At 44.3% G+C, this 17,888-nt stretch carries 15 protein-coding genes; 7 read left to right on the top strand and 8 right to left on the bottom strand.

Annotated elements, in window-relative coordinates; translation table 11 throughout:
- The first annotated feature begins 6 nt into the window (after positions 1–6).
- From JMW61_RS09435 to JMW61_RS09405, 7 genes are all read left to right on the top strand, one after another.
- Positions 7–1,305, top strand: coding sequence for an ABC transporter substrate-binding protein (locus JMW61_RS09435; protein WP_201550767.1), 1,299 nt, complete (start codon positions 7–9; stop codon positions 1,303–1,305).
- The gene (locus JMW61_RS09430; protein ID WP_201550765.1) at positions 1,302–3,113 is read left to right on the top strand and encodes an ABC transporter permease; all 1,812 of its coding nucleotides are present in this window, start codon (positions 1,302–1,304) and stop codon (positions 3,111–3,113) included. The genes JMW61_RS09435 and JMW61_RS09430 overlap by 4 nt, the downstream gene beginning before the upstream one ends.
- Before the next feature lie 47 nt (positions 3,114–3,160).
- The gene (locus JMW61_RS09425) at positions 3,161–3,790 is read left to right on the top strand and encodes an ATP-binding cassette domain-containing protein (protein ID WP_110922831.1); all 630 of its coding nucleotides are present in this window, start codon (positions 3,161–3,163) and stop codon (positions 3,788–3,790) included.
- 40 nt (positions 3,791–3,830) lie between these two features.
- The gene (locus JMW61_RS09420) at positions 3,831–4,475 is read left to right on the top strand and encodes a CDP-alcohol phosphatidyltransferase family protein (RefSeq protein WP_194196788.1); all 645 of its coding nucleotides are present in this window, start codon (positions 3,831–3,833) and stop codon (positions 4,473–4,475) included.
- 20 nt (positions 4,476–4,495) lie between these two features.
- Positions 4,496–5,317 carry a sterol desaturase family protein gene (locus JMW61_RS09415; protein WP_194196789.1) on the top strand — a complete coding sequence of 274 codons (822 nt, stop codon included), beginning with the start codon at positions 4,496–4,498 and terminating at the stop codon, positions 5,315–5,317.
- A 360-nt stretch (positions 5,318–5,677) separates the two neighbouring features.
- Positions 5,678–6,232, top strand: a complete 555-nt coding sequence (locus tag JMW61_RS09410) for a carboxymuconolactone decarboxylase family protein (RefSeq protein WP_194196790.1) — start codon at positions 5,678–5,680, stop codon at positions 6,230–6,232.
- A gap of 110 nt (positions 6,233–6,342) precedes the next feature.
- Positions 6,343–6,996 (top strand): DsbA family oxidoreductase, encoded by a 654-nt coding sequence (locus JMW61_RS09405; protein WP_201550763.1) that lies wholly within the window; start codon positions 6,343–6,345, stop codon positions 6,994–6,996.
- Positions 6,997–7,194: 198 nt separating this feature from the next.
- On the opposite strand, the gene JMW61_RS09400 is transcribed toward JMW61_RS09405, so the two are convergent.
- The 8 genes from JMW61_RS09400 to JMW61_RS09365 form a co-directional block, all read right to left on the bottom strand.
- Positions 7,195–7,806, bottom strand: a complete 612-nt coding sequence (locus tag JMW61_RS09400) for a TetR/AcrR family transcriptional regulator (protein WP_201550761.1) — start codon at positions 7,804–7,806, stop codon at positions 7,195–7,197.
- Positions 7,807–7,986: 180 nt separating this feature from the next.
- Positions 7,987–9,531, bottom strand: a complete 1,545-nt coding sequence (locus JMW61_RS09395; protein ID WP_227687434.1) for an aldehyde dehydrogenase family protein — start codon at positions 9,529–9,531, stop codon at positions 7,987–7,989.
- A gap of 190 nt (positions 9,532–9,721) precedes the next feature.
- Positions 9,722–11,128, bottom strand: coding sequence for a YjiH family protein (locus tag JMW61_RS09390; RefSeq protein ID WP_201550759.1), 1,407 nt, complete (start codon positions 11,126–11,128; stop codon positions 9,722–9,724).
- Positions 11,109–12,923: a D-lactate dehydrogenase gene (gene dld / locus JMW61_RS09385; protein ID WP_201550757.1), complete on the bottom strand. Its 1,815-nt coding sequence runs from the start codon at positions 12,921–12,923 to the stop codon at positions 11,109–11,111. The genes JMW61_RS09390 and dld overlap by 20 nt, the downstream gene beginning before the upstream one ends.
- An 85-nt stretch (positions 12,924–13,008) precedes the next feature.
- On the bottom strand, positions 13,009–14,751 hold the full coding sequence (locus JMW61_RS09380; protein ID WP_201550755.1) for a 5-guanidino-2-oxopentanoate decarboxylase: 1,743 nt from the start codon (positions 14,749–14,751) through the stop codon (positions 13,009–13,011).
- Positions 14,752–14,849: 98 nt separating this feature from the next.
- Positions 14,850–15,593, bottom strand: a complete 744-nt coding sequence (locus JMW61_RS09375) for an MBL fold metallo-hydrolase (RefSeq protein WP_201550752.1) — start codon at positions 15,591–15,593, stop codon at positions 14,850–14,852.
- Positions 15,590–16,390, bottom strand: a complete 801-nt coding sequence (locus tag JMW61_RS09370) for a carbon-nitrogen hydrolase family protein (RefSeq protein WP_201550749.1) — start codon at positions 16,388–16,390, stop codon at positions 15,590–15,592. Before JMW61_RS09370 ends, JMW61_RS09375 begins: the two co-directional genes overlap by 4 nt.
- The gene (locus JMW61_RS09365; protein WP_201550746.1) at positions 16,387–17,733 is read right to left on the bottom strand and encodes a purine-cytosine permease family protein; all 1,347 of its coding nucleotides are present in this window, start codon (positions 17,731–17,733) and stop codon (positions 16,387–16,389) included. Before JMW61_RS09365 ends, JMW61_RS09370 begins: the two co-directional genes overlap by 4 nt.
- Positions 17,734–17,888 lie beyond the last annotated feature (155 nt).

Raw genomic sequence — 17,888 nt, 5'->3', positions numbered from 1 at the left:
CCATCAATGCACGTTCTTAAATCCTTGCCAGCATTAAAAAACGTCATGCGCTATAGCTCTTATGCTATGGCGCTAAGCGTTTGTATCGGTATCTCTGCTAGCACTGCCTCCCCTAATATAGGCAGCAGTGATGGCAAGGAATCACCTTGGCAGCAGGTTGAGTCTCAGGGTAAAAATCAAGACGTTTACTTCTATGCGTGGGGCGGCGACCCTCAAATCAATGCCTATTTACAATGGGCAGCCAAGCAAGTTGATGAGAAATATAACATCAACTTGGTCCATGTCAAACTCACAGATACCAGCGAAGCGGTTAGTCGAGTATTGGCAGAAAAGTCAGCCAACAACAATGACCAAGGTAGCGTAGATCTGATTTGGATTAATGGCGCAAACTTTGCCACCATGAGTGAGAATTCACTATTGCTCAAACAGTGGGCAAACAAGCTGCCTAATTTTACCCTCACTGACCCTGATAACAACCCTGCTGTTACCTTTGATTTTGGTGTACCGACCAATGGTATGGAAGCACCATGGGGACAAGCGTCACTGACTTTTTATTACGACAATCTATCCGTCAAAAAGCCACCCACTACCTTAAAAGAACTAACGACTTGGACAAAACAAAATCCCGGTCGCTTTAGCTATCCAAAACCACCTGACTTTTTAGGCATGAGCTTTTTGAAATATGCCTTGGTCATGCTGCATGAGCAACACGATGCTGATACTGGCGAGAATACCAGCGCTCAGCTCAATATGCCTGTCACTGAGCAAAATAGAGCGATTGTCCTCGACCCACTATGGGCATTCTTAGATGACTTGCATCCGACGCTTTGGCGCAGGGGTGAGCAGTTTGTACAAACGGGTGCGCAAATGCGTCGGTTGGTCGATGATACCGAACTTAGTTTAGCGTTCAGCTTTTCAGCCCCTGAAGTTCCAGCAGCTGTGCAGCGTTATGACTTACCTGAAAGTATTCGTAGCTATGCGATGAGCGATGGTAGCTTGAGTAATACTCACTTTGTGGCCATTCCTTATAATGCCAGCCATCCACAAGCAGCACAGCTCGTCGCTAACTTTTTGATGAGTCCAGAGGCACAAGCCAAAAAACAAACGCCTTCTGTATGGGGTGACAAAACCGTACTCGTCCAGTCTACCCTCACCTCTGAGCAGCAAGCCTTGTTCAAAACCAACAAACCCCATCCCAGTGCCCTGCCGTTTGATAGTATTACACGCACAGTGAGCGAGCCACACCCAAGTTGGGTTGAAGCAATCATGGAAGGCTGGCAAGCACGCTACGGGGTTCGCCCATGAATAAAGATTTGAATGACAAGGCCGCTCAAAGCAGTGTCAATATAAATGATATAAATAAAGGCAGCGTCAATAATTGTACGGCAATTGCCACTCCTTATAAAAAAGACCTATTTACGCGCATTGCCATATCTAGTCCAAAGCTTTTATTGCTGATACTGGTGCTACCGGTACTCGGCGGACTGATTAGTGTGTTATTGCCTGCGTTTAGCTGGGTGCCCGCGCTTGACCAGACGACCATCAGTCTACAAGGGTTTAAAGATCTTTGGATGACGCCAGGTCTTACCCAGATGGTGGCGCTTAGCCTGGCAACTGGACTCATCAGTACTCTGCTCGCTTTTGTCATGACACTTATGATACTGGCAGCGTTTTTCAATAGTGTTTGGCTCACGCGTATCGAGCATTTGCTAAGCCCCATTTTAGTGATTCCTCATGCCGCAGCGGCGATTGCCGTTGGTTTTCTCATTGCGCCTTCTGGTATGTTTTCACGATTAATTTCACCATGGTTAAGCGGTTGGGAAATGTCACCAGAGGGGATATTTCCTCATGACCCCTACGGTATCAGTATCATTCTGGGCTTGACGTTGAAAGAACTGCCTTTTTTATTATTAATCGCATTGGGTGCTTTGGCACAACCAGAGCTTGGTAAAAAACTGCGTCAACAGTATAAAGTCGCATTAAATCTGGGTTATTACCCGATTGCCGCCTTTTTTAAATCGGTATTTCCTCTGCTATATCCATTGCTGCGTTTGCCGATTTTGGCAGTGCTTGCCTATGCCAGTGCCAGCGTAGAGATGCCATTGATATTGGGCCCGAATACACCGCCCACACTTGCAGTCACTATCATGCAATGGTTCAATGACGTGGACCTGAATTTACGTATAAAAGCATCAGCAGGGGCACTATTACAGCTGGCATTGACGGGTGGCTTGATCGCTTTATGGCTTGGCGGTGAGCAAATAGTAAAAATACTATTCTGTAGCTCACTAACCAATGGTAAACGCAATTATGGAGATGCTGTCTGTCAGAGAATCACGGCCACTATGACTACTGTGGTCATTGGCTTTATGTTCATGTCACTCATTGGTCTTGCCATGTGGTCAGTGGCTGGGTTTTGGCGGTTTCCAGACGCTTTGCCAGAACAGTTTGTATTGCTACATTTCCAAAGCGCCTTTATGCAAATGGGTACGCCACTCTTTAATACCATTGCTATCGGCCTAGTGAGCACACTCTTTGCTATTGTACTCACATTATTATGTTTGGAAGCCGAGCAATTAAGTGCAAAGCGACTTTCAAACTTTACCAGCTTAATCATTTACTTGCCGCTGCTGGTGCCTAGCATCGCTTTCTTGTTTGGCTTGGTTTGGCTACAGCAGTTGGTTAATAACCAAGCGGCGTTTTTTAATGTGGCATTTACACATTTATTATTTGTACTGCCCTATGTGTTTTTATCGCTGGCTAGCAGCTATCGACGCTTAGACCCACGTTTTGCGAATGTGGCAGCAAGCTTAGGTTCGACACCTATAAAAGTGTTTTTTCAGGTTAAACTACCACAACTGTTTACGCCCATTTTGATTGCCGTTGCACTGGGCCTAGCGATCAGCTTCGGCCAATATTTACCGACGTTATTGGCAGGTGGCGGACGTATTGCAACCATCACTACAGAAGCCGTGACACTCGCGAATGGGGCCAGTAGGCGCACTAGTGCGGTCTATGCCATCATCCAAATGGCACTACCGCTGATTGGTTTTATACTGGCAAGTCTGCTCCCTAAATATATTTTTAGAAGTGGCAAAAACAACACTCATTAACACGCCCTACATAAGCCAATAATGACAATACGAATAAAGGGGTTTTGATGTCACCATCTTTAGAGATAAGAAACTTAGAGCTATATCGAGAAGACACGCGTCTACTAGGCATAGATGAGCAAATTTTTGGCGGTGATATACTCACCGTTATGGGGCCATCTGGTAGTGGTAAATCGAGCTTTTTGAACTGGCTAACAGGTACATTGCCCAGCGGTTTCCATGCCACGGGCGAAGCTTGGTTAAATGATGAAAACGTGTGCCAACTTCCGCCGCATTTACGCCATATTGGGGTGCTGTATCAAGACCCTTTGCTGTTTTCACATTTATCCGTTGCCGGAAATATCGCCTTTGCTATGCCCAAAGGTAATAAAAAACAGCGTTTAGAAAAAATCGAACAAGCATTAGAGCAAGTTGGATTGGCAGGCATGGGTAGTCGACATCCTGATAACTTATCAGGGGGACAGCAAGCACGAATCGCCCTACTACGAACCTTGATGAGTGAGCCAAAAGCCATATTGCTCGATGAGCCATTTAGTAAGTTGGACACACAGCTTAGAGTCGATACACGTCAGTTGGTATTTGAGCAAATTCGCACGTTCAAACTGCCTGCGATTATGGTGACGCATGACCATAGCGATGCCGAAGCAGCAGGCGGCAAAGTTATTCATTTAACCTGATTGTCTTAGACATCAACGCGATTTACAGAAGGCCATTCGCATGCTCGACAAATTTATCACGCCCATCATCAAACCAATACTGACCTCTGTGGTTGTCGTACTGCATAAGCGCGGTGTCACAGCAGATCAACTCACGATGATGGGGTTTTTGATTGGCATGCTAGCCTTACCATTACTCGCGTTTGAGTTTTGGTATGGGGCGCTTGCAGCCATTGCAGTGAATCGCGTTTTTGATGGTCTGGATGGTGCTCTGGCTCGACATGCCAACCAAAGCTCAAGCGCTGGTGGCTATTTGGACATTACGCTCGATTTTTTATTTTATGCAGCCATACCGCTTGGCTTTATTTTGGCAAATCCTGAACAAAACGCCATTGCAGGCTCGATATTATTAGCCACTTTCATTGGTACTGGCTCAAGCTTTTTGGCATTTGCCATTGCAGCAGAAAAGTTCAATCTGGACAAGCCGCAGTTTAAGTACAAGAGTTTCTACTATCTAAACGGCCTGACTGAAGGAACCGAAACCATCGCGCTGTTTGTGGCGTTTTGTCTTTGGCCGCAGCACTTCTCACTCCTTGCTGGTATCTTTGCGACTGCTTGTGCCGTCACAATATTCACCCGCATCCATGGGGGCTACCATACACTCAAACAGCTAGAGACTGACGTTCATCAAAAACCATATCCATAAAAACAGTGAAGAGTTAACCAATGACAAATGAAGTATGGTGGAGACTTGGCGTTTTTTTTAGCGTCTTAGTCATCATGATGATGCTTGAATGGCGTATGCCTGCACGTAAATCCCCAATCAAAAGTAGTAAACGCTGGTTTGCTAACTTTAGCTTGGTGGTTGCAGCTTCTATTGTCACACGGTTGGCCGTACCTATTGGTCTGACAGCTGTAGCGCTATACAACCAACAGCATGGTATCGGCTTATTTAATATCATTGAATTACCAAGTATTGTAGTCATCATACTGAGCTTGCTATTGCTTGACATCGTTATCTATTGGCAGCATCGACTGTTTCATCGCGTCCCTATTCTATGGCGCTTACATAGAGTACATCATGCCGATGCGCACATTGATACCAGTACGGGGCTGAGATTTCATCCTATAGAAATCTTATTGAGCATTGTAGTGAAGCTTATTGCTGTCACCTTGTTGGGGGTGCCTGCAATCGCCGTGCTGATTTTTGAGATTGCCCTAAATGGACTGGCGATGTTCAATCACGCCAATATTCGCCTAGCACCTGCGATCGAAAAGCCCTTGCGCTTAATATTGATGACCCAGATTTTGCATCGTATCCACCACAGTAAACGTGTGAGCGAGACCAATTCAAACTACGGTTTTAGCGTTATTTGGTGGGACAAGCTGTTTGGCAGCTATAAGAGTGAAGCAAAGAAATCTGACAGCGAGTTAGATATTGGTCTAAAAGAGTATCCATTACCCGAGCAAAATGCATCGTTATGGAATTTGCTCATCATGCCATTCAAAGATAAACCTCCCAAAGGTAAGCCTTCTAAAAGCAAGTAAACTTATCGGTCAATCGTAAAATGACCAAACTCACCTGTGACCTTATCTAAAATTCACTTTTAGGTAGGGTAAATTTTTTAATATCTATTGTGTTTGTAAACCCTTATCTATCAAAGCCTTCACAATCATTACTTTATTAACCCGTTCTAAATGTAAACGAAATTTACAAATAACTTGAGCAATCGTTCAAATAATATTTGAACGATTGCTCAAAATGAATTATAGTGGTTGCAGTTGTTAAGCGACTCACGAAAATATCATTTATTAATATGAGTGTTCGCTCAAATAAATGTTTGTTTCTTTAGTCACTTGCACACTTACTTTACAACAATTTATTAATAATGAATAAAAGGTTTTAATATGACTGATTTTACTCTACACGACAAAGACACAGCCCCAGCAGAAAGCAAAGACTTACTTGATTCTTCTATCAAAGCATTTGGTATGGTACCTAACCTACACGCTGTAATGGCTGAAGCACCTGGCTTGCTCGAAGGCTATCAACGTCTACATCAACTGTTTTTAGACAGCAGCTTTGATGATGAAGAAACCACTGTGGTATGGCAAACTATCAACGTTGAACATGCTTGCCATTACTGTGTACCTGCACATACTGGTATTGCTAAGAGCATGAAAGTAGATGACGCTATCACTGATGCATTACGTGATGAAACGCCACTACCAACTGAAAAATTGGAAGCATTGCGTACCTTCACACTATCTGTAGTCCGTAATCGTGGTAACGTTGATGACAGCGCTGTTCAAGCGTTTTTAGATGCAGGCTACACTAAGCGTCAGATTCTTGAAGTTATTCTTGGTGCTGCTCAAAAAGTAATGAGCAACTACACGAACCACCTAGCTAATACACCAATCGACAAACCATTCCAAAAATTTGAATGGCACAAAGCTGACTAATACGTTTTTCAGCTAACGCTGACACAGTTCATTTGATGTTTTCATACTGTTGTTCGAAACATCTTCGGGCAGCAGTTTTTCATTTTAATTTATCGCTAATGAGAGATACTATGGAACAGGCAAAAAAACCCTTACGAATAGACATTGTGTCAGACGTTGTGTGCCCTTGGTGCGCTATCGGTTATAGTCAACTAGCCGAGGCATTAAAACAGACCAACACTCCGCACGAGATTCACTGGCACCCATTTGAGTTAAATCCTAATACGCCGCACGAAGGACGAAACTATCGTGAGCATATTATGGAGAAGTATGGTACAACTGCTGAGGACATTAAAGAGAACCGAGCTAGAATGACAGCAGCAGGTGCAGAAGCTGGGTTTAATTTTCAGTTTACCGATGAGTTTCGTACTTACAATACTTTTAATACGCATCAGTTGCTGTATTGGGCCGATCAGCAAGGACGTATGCACGACCTAAAACAAGCATTGTTCGTCGCACACTTCGTCGATAATAAAAATGTAGCTGACAGTACCGTACTTGCAGATGTTGCGGCCGACGTTGGGTTGGATCGCAGCGAAGCATTAGCAGTCTTAGAAGATCAGCGTTTTGCTGCAGCAGTAGAAAAAGAAAAACAACACTGGCAGCAACAAGGCATTCAAAGTGTGCCATCTATGGTTTTCAATGAGCGTCACCTCATCAGCGGTGCTCAAGGTATTGAAAATTATAAGAGTATTTTGCAACAATTGGCTGACATGCCAGACTAAGTCATCTAAATGATGGTTGGTTTTATAACATTAAGGGTTGTAGAGGAATTGTGTAGCCCGAGACTACACAGTTCCTCTACAACCCTTTTTTATAGTGTTAACTTCTAGTGATATTAGTTTTTAGTGGTATCAATTTCTAGTAATATGAATTTCTAGTGAAATCGATTTTAACGATATCAGTTTTTAATAGTATAAAGATTAAACAGTAGCATGTTCATCGATACGTAGCGCTTCTATGGAGAGTGCCATGTCTTCAGCCAATGCATGTACTGCCGTACTGTCTACATCACGCTGCGCAAAAGCCCGTAGCCCCATCACTTCGGCCTGTAAACGGCGTGCTAGTCTCGTCGGATCTAGCTCGCTATCCATCTCACCTAGACGCTGCGCTTCGGTAAAGTAACCTACAAAACGTGTCTCCATACCTGCCAGCAACATCTCTACTTTTTGTAGTGCCGCTTGCTCACGGGCACCCAGTTCTAACAAGCTTTTGACTAACATACACGCTCGACTCGGTAGCTCTTTGTCACGAATACCACCAAGCTGACGTAAGTAAGCTGCCAATCCCAACAAAGGCGATGGCTGCTGACTCAATATACGTTCAAGCTCAGTCAACCCTGAGCGAGCATAATAATCTAAAGCTTCTTGGAACAAGCCATCTTTACTACCAAACGCGGCATAAATACTGCCCGGCCGCATATCGAGCGCTAATTCTATGTCTTTTAAAGAGGTAGCATGAAAACCTTTTTGCCAAAAAAGCTTTAAGGCTCGTTCTAAGGAGTCATGACGATTATAAAGTGCAGTACGTGACATAGTTTTTCCATTGCAACAGCCATGGCTTCATATAAGTATGAGCACAGCAATAAATTTGAATGATTGCTCAATTTTATCTCGAATGATGACTCTAGTCTAGTAAAGTTACTTTACGCAATAAAAATTAGGCTAATGATTAATCGTTAGCCTGAAAAATTCCACTTGTTTAATCAAGCAATGCTAATACGGCAATAACACATGTTTGCTTTTCTGATACGCAGATAAGCCATCTACGCCTAGCTCACGTCCAATACCACTTTGTTTAAACCCGCCCCACCCAGTTTCAGGCAACACGATTTGTTGCTCATTAATCCAGATATGACCTGCTTGAATTTGTAATGCCATCTCCAATGCTTGAGTTTCATCAGCACTGACAATAGAAGCTGCCAAGGCAAACTTACTGTCATTAGCTAAGGCGATCGCTTCTGCCTTCTCTGTAAAGGTTTTACACACCAATACCGGTCCAAATATTTCTTCTATCCATAACTGACTGGTTACTGGTACGTCTGTATAAATCGTTGGGGTTGCAAAGTATCCTGACCCCTCTACTATCTCACCGCCCGTCAAACACTCAAGATTTTCATTCACTGCAATATCAAAGTATTTTTTGACCTGATTTAACTGTTGCTCGCTAACCATTGGCCCCATTTGTGTATCCACAGCGAAGCCATCACCTATTTTGAGGCTTTCTGTCTTAGCCTTCAACGTTTCAAACAATGACTGAGCAATGTTTTCATGAACAAGCAACCTTGAAGTCGCTGAACATATTTGACCAGCATTGGTAAATATACCACCGATGATTAAATCACAAGCGTAGTCGATATCTACATCAGCACATACGACAATGGCCGACTTACCACCAAGCTCTAGGCTGATATCTTTGATACCTTTTGCCGCTTGGCTCATGACCTTTTCACCGACTACATTGCTACCGGTAAAGGAAACTTTATCAATTAGCGGATGACTGGTCATGGCAGCCCCTACTTCGGCTGCACCAGGTAGGATATTAACCACCCCTTTTGGCAGTCCTACCTCAGATAAAATATTGCCCAACATCAGCTCTGGTAATAGTGTCACCTCAGATGGTTTTAAGATCACAGTGCAACCTGCTGCTATGGCTGGCGCTACCTTCCAAGCAGTCGTGACCATTGGAAAATTCCAAGGTACGATGAGTGAGCAAATACCAACAGGCGCATAGGTTTTTAGCAAGCGTATGCTCGACTCACTGGTAAGCACCTCAGACAAAGTCGCTTGTTTTATGATGAGATTGGCATAATAACGATAACAGGCAATAGCATCGCTCACATCTATTTTTGCTTCTTCGATTGGCTTACCATTATTTAATACAGACAATCCAACCAATGTATCGAACTGCTGCTCCATTGTATCTGCAATGGCATTGAGATAACCCGCTCGTTCGTCTACCGTGGTTTGTGACCAAGACGGATATGCTTGGCTAGCAGCGTTGACTGCCGTATCTACATGAGCTTGGGTACACAAACGAATGGTGGTAATGATGTCGCCAGAATGTGAATCATACAAGGCATAGTTGTTTGTTTCATCAGAGCCAGTTTCATCAGCGTTGGTTTGTTTAGAGTCGGCAGTAGACGCTTCAATCGCAACCCAGTCACCATTGATATAAGCGGCGTTCAGCATCACTTCATCTTGAACCGTTTGTATGGCGCTTTGTCTGGTTATACCCTTAGAGTTTATCGTTTCCATCATGGTTAATTGCCTTGTATTTTTTTATAAATATGTCTTCATCTGCCGCAACATTAGGGCGTGTCATCAATTAGCATGTTTACAAATTTAGTGGTCTTAACATGGGGAAGTAATCGGCTTATCTGACTATAGAAAAACCGATTACTTGTAAATTATAGTTGGGCTAGATGCTTGATTAGTATGGGACGCGTGACTAATAAAGCAGATGCGCCACAGACGTTATTACTACCAAGCTGATAATGGTACGAAGGATAAAGATTAAGAATAGCTCTAAGACATTAAGCTTAATATTAGATTTTAAAATCAGTGCACCTACTTCAGACATGTAGATAATCTGAGTAATTGAGGCAGCACCAACGATGAATCGTGTCATCTCACTCTCGATACTTTTACCCACCAATGCTGGCAAGTACATATCCGCAAAACCCATAATCATGGCAGGTGCCGCTTTTGCTGCCTCTGGAATCTGTAACCATTCAAGTACTGGCACTAACGGTGTCGCTATCCAGTTAAAGACAGGCGTGTACTCTGCTAAACCAAGGCCAATCGTACCGATAGCGAACGTGACTGGAATTAGCCCCAAGTAGATATCAAACAGATTATGGACGCTGCGTTTGAACACTTGACCTAAGCTAGGCATAGAATGCGCGCGAGTGACGGCACGGTTTACAGCCCATTGATACGTTGTATATTCAGCAGGAATGCCTTCATCAAGCATGCTTTTTCCCGAGTGATACGTATCAGGCTTGAGCGATAATGGCGGTATGCGCGGCATAATAATCGCAGCGATGAAACCGGTTAGCGCAATGGTCAGATAAAAGAAGACGAAGTTATTGTCTACGCCGATGGTTTTGGCAACCACATAGGTAAAGGCGATAGAAGTAACTGAAAATGTGGTCGCGATAACTGCAGCTTCACGTTGGCTGTAGAAGCTTTTATCATACTCTTGCATAGTGACTAGCAAGCCGATAGACGCTGCACCAAACCAAGAAGACATTGCATCAACAGCAGAACGGCCAGGTAGTTTGAAAAGTTTGATAAATACTTTACTGGCTAAAGTACCCAAAAACTCCATCAAACCAAAATCAGTCAAAAATGGCAGGGATAAAATGGCAAAGAAAAACAATGGAATCAAAACAGGAATCAAATCTTCAAAAATGACACCGCCCGTATTACGGTTGATAATAAACTCAGGACCGACCTGTAGAAAAATCATCCAGACAAATGCCATACCTAAAAACCGAATAGCAAGCCAAAACCATTCAATATCAAAGAGTTTTTTGGCAAGCGAACCTTCACTCAGATTGGGCTTCAATACTTTAACTGCTAGCGCACCGATAAAGGATATCGTCACGAGCGCCATCGTGATATAGGTCACAAAACCACCTAATGCGGTTTGTAGCGTATCGGTCAACACACCCAATAAAATCGTGACTTTGCCATCCCACTCGAACGGTATGATAAATAACGCAATACCCAATGCTGAAAATAACAAAAACTTCCACATTGCCGCACGCCACTGTCCTGCTTTTGGCGTTTCTGGATCGACCGTATTATTCCCTAAAATCGGCTGCTGCGACTTATCCATGTAACTCGTCATTTAATTTCTCCTTAATGGGCGATGATTGCCAGTTTTTCCATTTTTCTGTCTGACCAATACCTGGGTTGAGCGAATTGGTTGGGTCCAGTTTTTTATAAAAATAATGTAGTTCCGTTTTTGCAGGGTATACGTGCCCCACATTGTGCTCAGCAGGATACTCGATATGGCGCTGATTATAAAACGCCAGCAGGTCTTCCTTGAATTGCTTGGCATTGGTCTTCGGTTTCAATAAATAGTCTTGGTGCATGACATGGCAGAAAAAATGTCCCAAATAAAACGTTTTACTGACTTGTTCTTTTAAGTGATGAGGTAAAGTCTCATCCCAATCTGTGGCGTTACGTGGCAAAGCAATGTCAGTCGATAGTAGCTCACCAAATTGGGTGTGATTGAGATTGTGATAACGGAACATAGCAGCCGTGGCAGCACTACGAAACACCAATAACGCTTGCCCTTCTTGTTCAGTACAAAGATGCAATGCGCCCTCATGCTGCTGCATATGCAACTGTAAAAATGCTTGCGCTGCGGCAATATGTTGATGACTGGCACTGGTGCTATCATTGTTATTGTTAAAGTCATTGTCACAACCATTAGCCACTTTGATAATCAAATGATAACGGTATGATTGCGACTGCTCAGCCAAAGGCGCAGGTAATGATGGCGGCATAAACCTTGATGCTATTTGTAATATTCGATCTGGCAGTGTCTTAGGCAAGTGCCATTTAGTCAGATAATAGCCAATTCTCGCTTGTAGATGGTACAGCGCCCCTATCTTGCTAGCAGGGAGCTTTCGCATACTTAAGCAAGTATCGCGACCATAACGCATGGTAATGTCGTTATAGTCTTTGTGCATATACTCTGCCAATACAGGCAGGTTCAATGCACTTTTTAGCCACTGTTGCCTGAGCGTGGTCAAGGTATCTGCGTCGTTGGTCGAGATATAGAATGTTTGCTCTTGAGTTGGTTTGACAAAGGTCGCTACCCTCACCGCAAATACGATGACCTTGCCTGCTGAACCCGATGCTTCATACAGCCCATTGGGGTCATTGTTAAATCTAGCAGGCGTGTCCGCTTCGCAATCACGTACTTTGTGTTGATAATGGTAGTTGGTACAGGCTTTACTGTTCGTACTATTCAGATTTTCATTGAATGTACCAGCCTGTAGAGTTTCAAGCATCTCCTCTGGATGCGTTCCCAAATCCAACCCTAAGTGATTGATTAACTCGAACTGCCCTGAGGTATTACGTTTGGCAAACAGCGCCATCTCGGTATACGCAGGACCACGCTGCACCAACATGCCGCCTGAGCTGTTGCAGATTCCACCAATCACCGAAGCACCAACACAACTAGAGCCTAAAACTGAATGCGGCTCACGCCCTAAAGGTGCAAGCGTGTACTCTAATTGCTGAAGGGTCGCCGCTGGCAAAGCGATCAGCTCTCTTGCCTCATTGAGCAAATGAATACCGCTCAATGACTGCATCGAAATAACCACTAGCGGTCGATCATACTCACCGTAAGGTGTTGAGCCACCTGTCAGTCCAGTGTTGGCCGCTTGGGCGATAATAATCGTATCTGCTGCTGCACAAAGATTAATGACACGCCATAGAACCACTAAACTGTCTGGTGTTACGACAGCCAACACATTATCCGTATTCGCTTCTATGGCACCTTGTACATAAGACTGCTGTTGGCTTGGCTTTGTCATTACATTGGGCGTGCCAGCCACGGCCATTAAGTCTGCTAACAAACTCGCCTGCGATGCATTCAAACTATTAGACGAGTGGTTAGCATTTAACATTGCAGACGTTTTCCCTTGAGTGACCAGCCTTTAATACATTTAAGTCGCTATCGTTACCATAAGTCATTAACTTATGTCATTACTATTAGCTAAAGCAGGTAAAGCTCTGCCCCATCTCAGTGATAAATGCATCTGTCTCATCAATCTCATAAATAATCGGCTGCTTGCCGTTGATGTCTTTTTTCAGAGCTTCTAGCAATTGCTGTTTGTCAGTAATTCTGCGATATCCAGCACCAAATCCTGCTGCTAAAGGTTCAAAGTTCGGTGTCTTAATATTGACACCAATCAATGGTAGTCCGCCCTCTTCCATATAGCGGCGGATTTCACCATAACCTTGGTTGTTCCATAGCAGGACAATCAATGGTAGCTCAAGCTCGGCGGCGCAGATGAGTTCTGCAATGGTAAATTGAATACCGCCATCACCCATTAGGCTGACGACAGGCGATTTTGAGCCCACCATCGCACCAATAGCAGCGGGTAAGCCATAACCTAACGTGCCAAATCCTGTCGATGAGTTAAACCATCTACGGGTCGCCAATGCCTCAAAGCCAAGATTGCCGCTATAAACAATCTGTGTCGAGTCACCAACGAAGATGACGTCTTTGACTTCATCGCGAATAAGTTGAAGCAGTGCATTTTGACCAGCAAAATCTGGCGTCATATCTGCTAACAATGCCTGCTTCGCCTCAGCGACTCGCACTGATGCTTGATTATTCAACTCCTGACTTTCTAAGCGTGTGCAGAGTCCGCTAATCGCCATTTGCGCATCGGACAATACCGCGATGTCAGCTCTAAAAGGACGATGCAGTTGCTGAGCATCGCAATCGATACGAATTAACGTGCCATTAATCTTAAACTCGCCATTAAAGAAAACATCATAGTCAGTCTCTCCAAGCTCAGTGCCAATGGCCAATACCAAGTCAGCCTCGGTGATAACGGCTCGACCTGCCTCTAATGACTGGTTACTGCCTAAACTCAACGGATGAGCAGGTGGTAGTAGACCTTTAGCATTAATCGTCAAAAACGTTGGCGCATCGATCAGCTCTGCCAGTTTTTGTGCCGAACTATCGACATCAACACAGCCGCCACCATAAAGTAACACTGGATTCTTTGCTGATTTTAACGTCTCAACGATCAAATCAAGCTGCGCAGGATTAGGCAGTGGTCTCATAACTTGCGGTAGCGTCAAAGCGATATTACTAGCTTGGCTAGCTTTAGAGCCGTTTGTGCTAGAAGCAGAGTTGCTTACGCTAGGCGGTTTGGCAACATGGCTGGCATCGGCAGTGATGACATCAATTGGTAATTGAATATGAACTGGTCCCGGACGCGCACCATTAAATAAAGCAAAGGCTTCTGCGATGACTTTCGGTAGCGACTCAGGTTGCCAGATGGTCTTACTCGTGAGTGCAACTTTACTGACCATGCCTTGCTGATCATGTAATTCATGTAAGTGCCCTTCCTCACTACCCGTGTCTTTGACTTTATTGACACTAGATATCACCAGCATCGGTATAGAATCAGCCAATGCCTGTGCCATCGCCGTCATGATATTGGTCATACCAGGGCCAGTAATAATGAAACAAACCCCAACCTTTCCAGAAGCACGATAGTAGCCATCCGCCATAAACCCAGCACCTTGCTCATGACGCGGTGTCACGTGACGAATATCAGTATTGGGCAGGCCGCGATACAGCTCTACTGTGTGCACACCGGGTATACCAAATACGGTCTCTACACCATAATATTCTAGCCATTGTACTAGCAACTCACCGCAAGTTAGAGATGGGACTGTAGATACGTCAGAAGGTATTTGGGTCAGTTGAGTCATGAGTTTTTCATCCTGAAAAATGTAATAAGTATTAAGTATTAAGTTAATATTTTTATATTGGTTAGCTGTTTTTTTAAATATGTCTTAAATGCTCTCAATCATAAATCATGATGTCGTAACCAATCATCAATCATGATATTTAAACGTTTACCTGTAAAACTAGGAAAATGACCGCCGTGGACAACACGTACAGGCAATGCATTTAAGCGGCGCATACTCTTGGCATAATCAGACATATTGCTGTGCCATGTATCTTCGATTAATGGACCGTCATAGATAAGATCACCAGAAATCAAAGTTTCGCTAGCCGCTTCCCATAAGGCGATACCACCTGGGGAGTGACCGGGCGTATGAATCACTTCAAATTGACGATTGCCCAAATCAATCATGTCACCATCCTCAAGTTGCATGATTTTCGCTGGTGCAGCGATTTTATAGCCGCAATGAGCGTAAGGCTCAGGAGGTAGCGCATCAAACATCTCATCGTTGACAAACATATCAGCCAAGGTGCGAGCATTGTCTGGCTCAGCAAGAATATGGGCTTCAGCAGAATGTACATGACAGCAGTCAAACTCATTTGCCGCGCCAATATGGTCAAAATGCGTATGGCTAGCAACACCAACGATATCGCGATCAGCGAGCAGAGCGACGTGGCGGCGCAATGGTACAGCACCTAAGCCAAAATCTACTAATAAATCGCGCTGACTGCCTCGCACGTGCCACAGATTACAGCGAAAAAATGGCTTGATCCACGGCTCATCGATGAGCGTAATACCATCGCTGAGTGTGGTTGTTCGATACCAGTTTTCTGGTTTGATACGCGGTAATGATTGCTCACTCATGAGTCCGCTCCATTAACGACATGAGTATCTTTAAGAACACGCAAGTCCTTAAGATAGTTTTGGTGCGTGCGACTCTCATCAATGCAGGCGAGATCGATATCTACTATCATGCTGCCAGCTGCTAAACCAAGTCGGCCAAAAACCTCACCATCAGGACCAGCAACGATGCTATTGCCACAGTAGTGGAGCGTTTCTTCCACACCTGAGCGGTTGATACAAGCAACAAAACATTGATTGTCCATTGCTCGCGCGCGGATTTGTAGTACCTGACGTTCTGCATTCGGCAACATATTTGCCGTAGGTGACAATATGATTTGCGCCCCTGCTTGCGCCAGCTCTCTTGCTACTTCTGGAAACTCATTGTCATAGCAAATCATCAATCCTAATTTACCGAATCGAGTATTAACCACACAGGATTTCTTGCCTGCAACAAAAAACTCGTTTTCGCGATCCCATAGGTGACGTTTATGATAAGTCGCAAGGTGCTGTCCGTGATCGTCTAGCAGTATGGCAGCATTGCTAAACTCACCATTAGCACCCTGCTCAGCCAGACCAAACAGCAAATGCAAATTGTATTTATCAGCAAGCTTGCTGGCTTCGGTGACGATTGGACCATCGATCTCTTCAGCTAGACCATCAAGGCGATCAAAGATATTGTAGCCTGTGAATGCCAGCTCTGGCAGCGCCAATAAGTCTACTTTGGCTTCTGCTGCTAGTCGACAGAGTGACTCCAATGCTTCTAAATTAACAGTAGGCTCAGCCCATAAAGGGTCCGTTTGAGATATCATCAATCTCATAATGAAGGCTCCTTTTGAACAGAAGGGATAGCACTATTAGGACGAGTGAATAAAGTAGCACCTAACCAGTAAAGTCCACCAGTGATGATAAAGACGGGTAGCGAGGCTCCAAAAGATGGCGGTGCTATCAAGGTCCAGTAAGCGGCAAGCGCTGCACCCATTATGTAAGCCACGATAGCAATTTTTGCAGTAGGACGGCCCAATTGCTTAGTAGAATTAAGCAGCTTTTCCGTATAGCCTTCTTGACCAACTAGATAGTAATCAACAATCATGACTGAGAATGCTGGGATGAACAATGCACCAACGATTAACAAGAAGTTTTGGAATTGATCTAAAATACCGGGAATTAGTGCACCAAAAATAGTGACTAAACCAATGATAAGTGCAGGTTTCCAAAAGCTCATATTAGGCGCTATGTTCATGCATGATAGCGTGGCGCTATACACGGCCATCACATTGGTTGTCATGACTGAGAAGAAAATAACCAGTGCGGCTGGCAAACCAAAACCAAATTCAGCGAGCAAGCGAGTCGGATCGTAAGTCTGCTCCATGCCGTTTAGGATAGAGAGCCCTGAGATTGTCGCACCCAAGCCCATAGCAACGATGGCCGCTATGATATAACCAAAGTAAGTACCCCAGACTGCAATTTTAGATGTCTTACAATTGCGATTGTAATCGGCTGCCGAAGACATCCAAGAAAATGCAGTGGCGATGACGATATCAAAAGCGATACCTAACGTAATACCATTACGCGACTCAACTGGCATCTCAAATAGTGTAGAAACGTCATAGTGCTGATTTAGCTGATAGAGCACCACGACGGTAAGACCTGCCATTGCTAGTGCTGCCCAGCGTTCAACAAGTTCAATACCAAGATGACCACGTAATACAATCAACACCACGACTGTCTCACACAGAATGACAAATAGTGGCAGATTGCTATAACCTGTGGTGGCTTCAACGGCATAGTTAAGGCTCATGCCAGCGAGCAAAGCCTGAATACAGCTCCACGCGATGAGCACACCCATGTTTACCAGTGAAATCAACTGACTACCCAGTGGCCCATAAGCTCTACGCGTTAGTGCCATTGATGGCAGACCAGTACGCTGCCCCATCAGACCAACTAGGAGTAAAGGAATTGCACCGATCAATGAGCCAATGAGTACTGTCGTTATAGCGGTGGTAAACCGTAAATCAGGTACCAACAACATCCCAGTTAAAATAGTCGTGACCACTATATTTGCACCGAACCACAGCGCAAACGTACCAATCGAACCTAAACTGTGTCCAGCCTCATTTGGAGAGAGTGTATCTTGACCAAAAAATGAAGAAGGTTTACTCATGAGCGTCTTCCTTAACCGAGTTGTATTAATACCAGCAAGCCAATTGCACTGGTGACGATGCAGCTATCCGGTCATATACCATATTTGGATAGCTACACTATGTTCCCAATTTAACCAATAAGAGAGAGCTACTACCCCATCCCTTTGTGGTTATC

Origin of the sequence: Psychrobacter fjordensis (assembly GCF_904845995.1) — a bacterium.
Classification (GTDB): Bacteria; Pseudomonadota; Gammaproteobacteria; order Pseudomonadales; family Moraxellaceae; genus Psychrobacter; species Psychrobacter fjordensis.
The sequence above is the reverse complement of the archived record's forward strand: the minus strand, read 5'-3'. Positions and strand labels throughout refer to the sequence as shown.

What these genes read in the sequence shown, in the direction of transcription:
- JMW61_RS09390 (WP_201550759.1), bottom strand. Translation starts at nt 11,128, where the DNA reads ATGACGAGTTACATGGATAAGTCGCAGCAGCCGATTTTAGGGAATAAT.
- JMW61_RS09425 (WP_110922831.1), top strand. Translation starts at nt 3,161, where the DNA reads ATGTCACCATCTTTAGAGATAAGAAACTTAGAGCTATATCGAGAAGAC.
- JMW61_RS09435 (WP_201550767.1), top strand. Translation starts at nt 7, where the DNA reads ATGCACGTTCTTAAATCCTTGCCAGCATTAAAAAACGTCATGCGCTAT.
- JMW61_RS09430 (WP_201550765.1), top strand. Translation starts at nt 1,302, where the DNA reads ATGAATAAAGATTTGAATGACAAGGCCGCTCAAAGCAGTGTCAATATA.
- JMW61_RS09370 (WP_201550749.1), bottom strand. Translation starts at nt 16,390, where the DNA reads ATGAGATTGATGATATCTCAAACGGACCCTTTATGGGCTGAGCCTACT.
- JMW61_RS09420 (WP_194196788.1), top strand. Translation starts at nt 3,831, where the DNA reads ATGCTCGACAAATTTATCACGCCCATCATCAAACCAATACTGACCTCT.
- dld (WP_201550757.1), bottom strand. Translation starts at nt 12,923, where the DNA reads ATGTTAAATGCTAACCACTCGTCTAATAGTTTGAATGCATCGCAGGCG.
- JMW61_RS09410 (WP_194196790.1), top strand. Translation starts at nt 5,678, where the DNA reads ATGACTGATTTTACTCTACACGACAAAGACACAGCCCCAGCAGAAAGC.
- JMW61_RS09380 (WP_201550755.1), bottom strand. Translation starts at nt 14,751, where the DNA reads ATGACTCAACTGACCCAAATACCTTCTGACGTATCTACAGTCCCATCT.
- JMW61_RS09375 (WP_201550752.1), bottom strand. Translation starts at nt 15,593, where the DNA reads ATGAGTGAGCAATCATTACCGCGTATCAAACCAGAAAACTGGTATCGA.
- JMW61_RS09415 (WP_194196789.1), top strand. Translation starts at nt 4,496, where the DNA reads ATGACAAATGAAGTATGGTGGAGACTTGGCGTTTTTTTTAGCGTCTTA.
- JMW61_RS09395 (WP_227687434.1), bottom strand. Translation starts at nt 9,531, where the DNA reads ATGATGGAAACGATAAACTCTAAGGGTATAACCAGACAAAGCGCCATA.
- JMW61_RS09405 (WP_201550763.1), top strand. Translation starts at nt 6,343, where the DNA reads ATGGAACAGGCAAAAAAACCCTTACGAATAGACATTGTGTCAGACGTT.
- JMW61_RS09365 (WP_201550746.1), bottom strand. Translation starts at nt 17,733, where the DNA reads ATGAGTAAACCTTCTTCATTTTTTGGTCAAGATACACTCTCTCCAAAT.
- JMW61_RS09400 (WP_201550761.1), bottom strand. Translation starts at nt 7,806, where the DNA reads ATGTCACGTACTGCACTTTATAATCGTCATGACTCCTTAGAACGAGCC.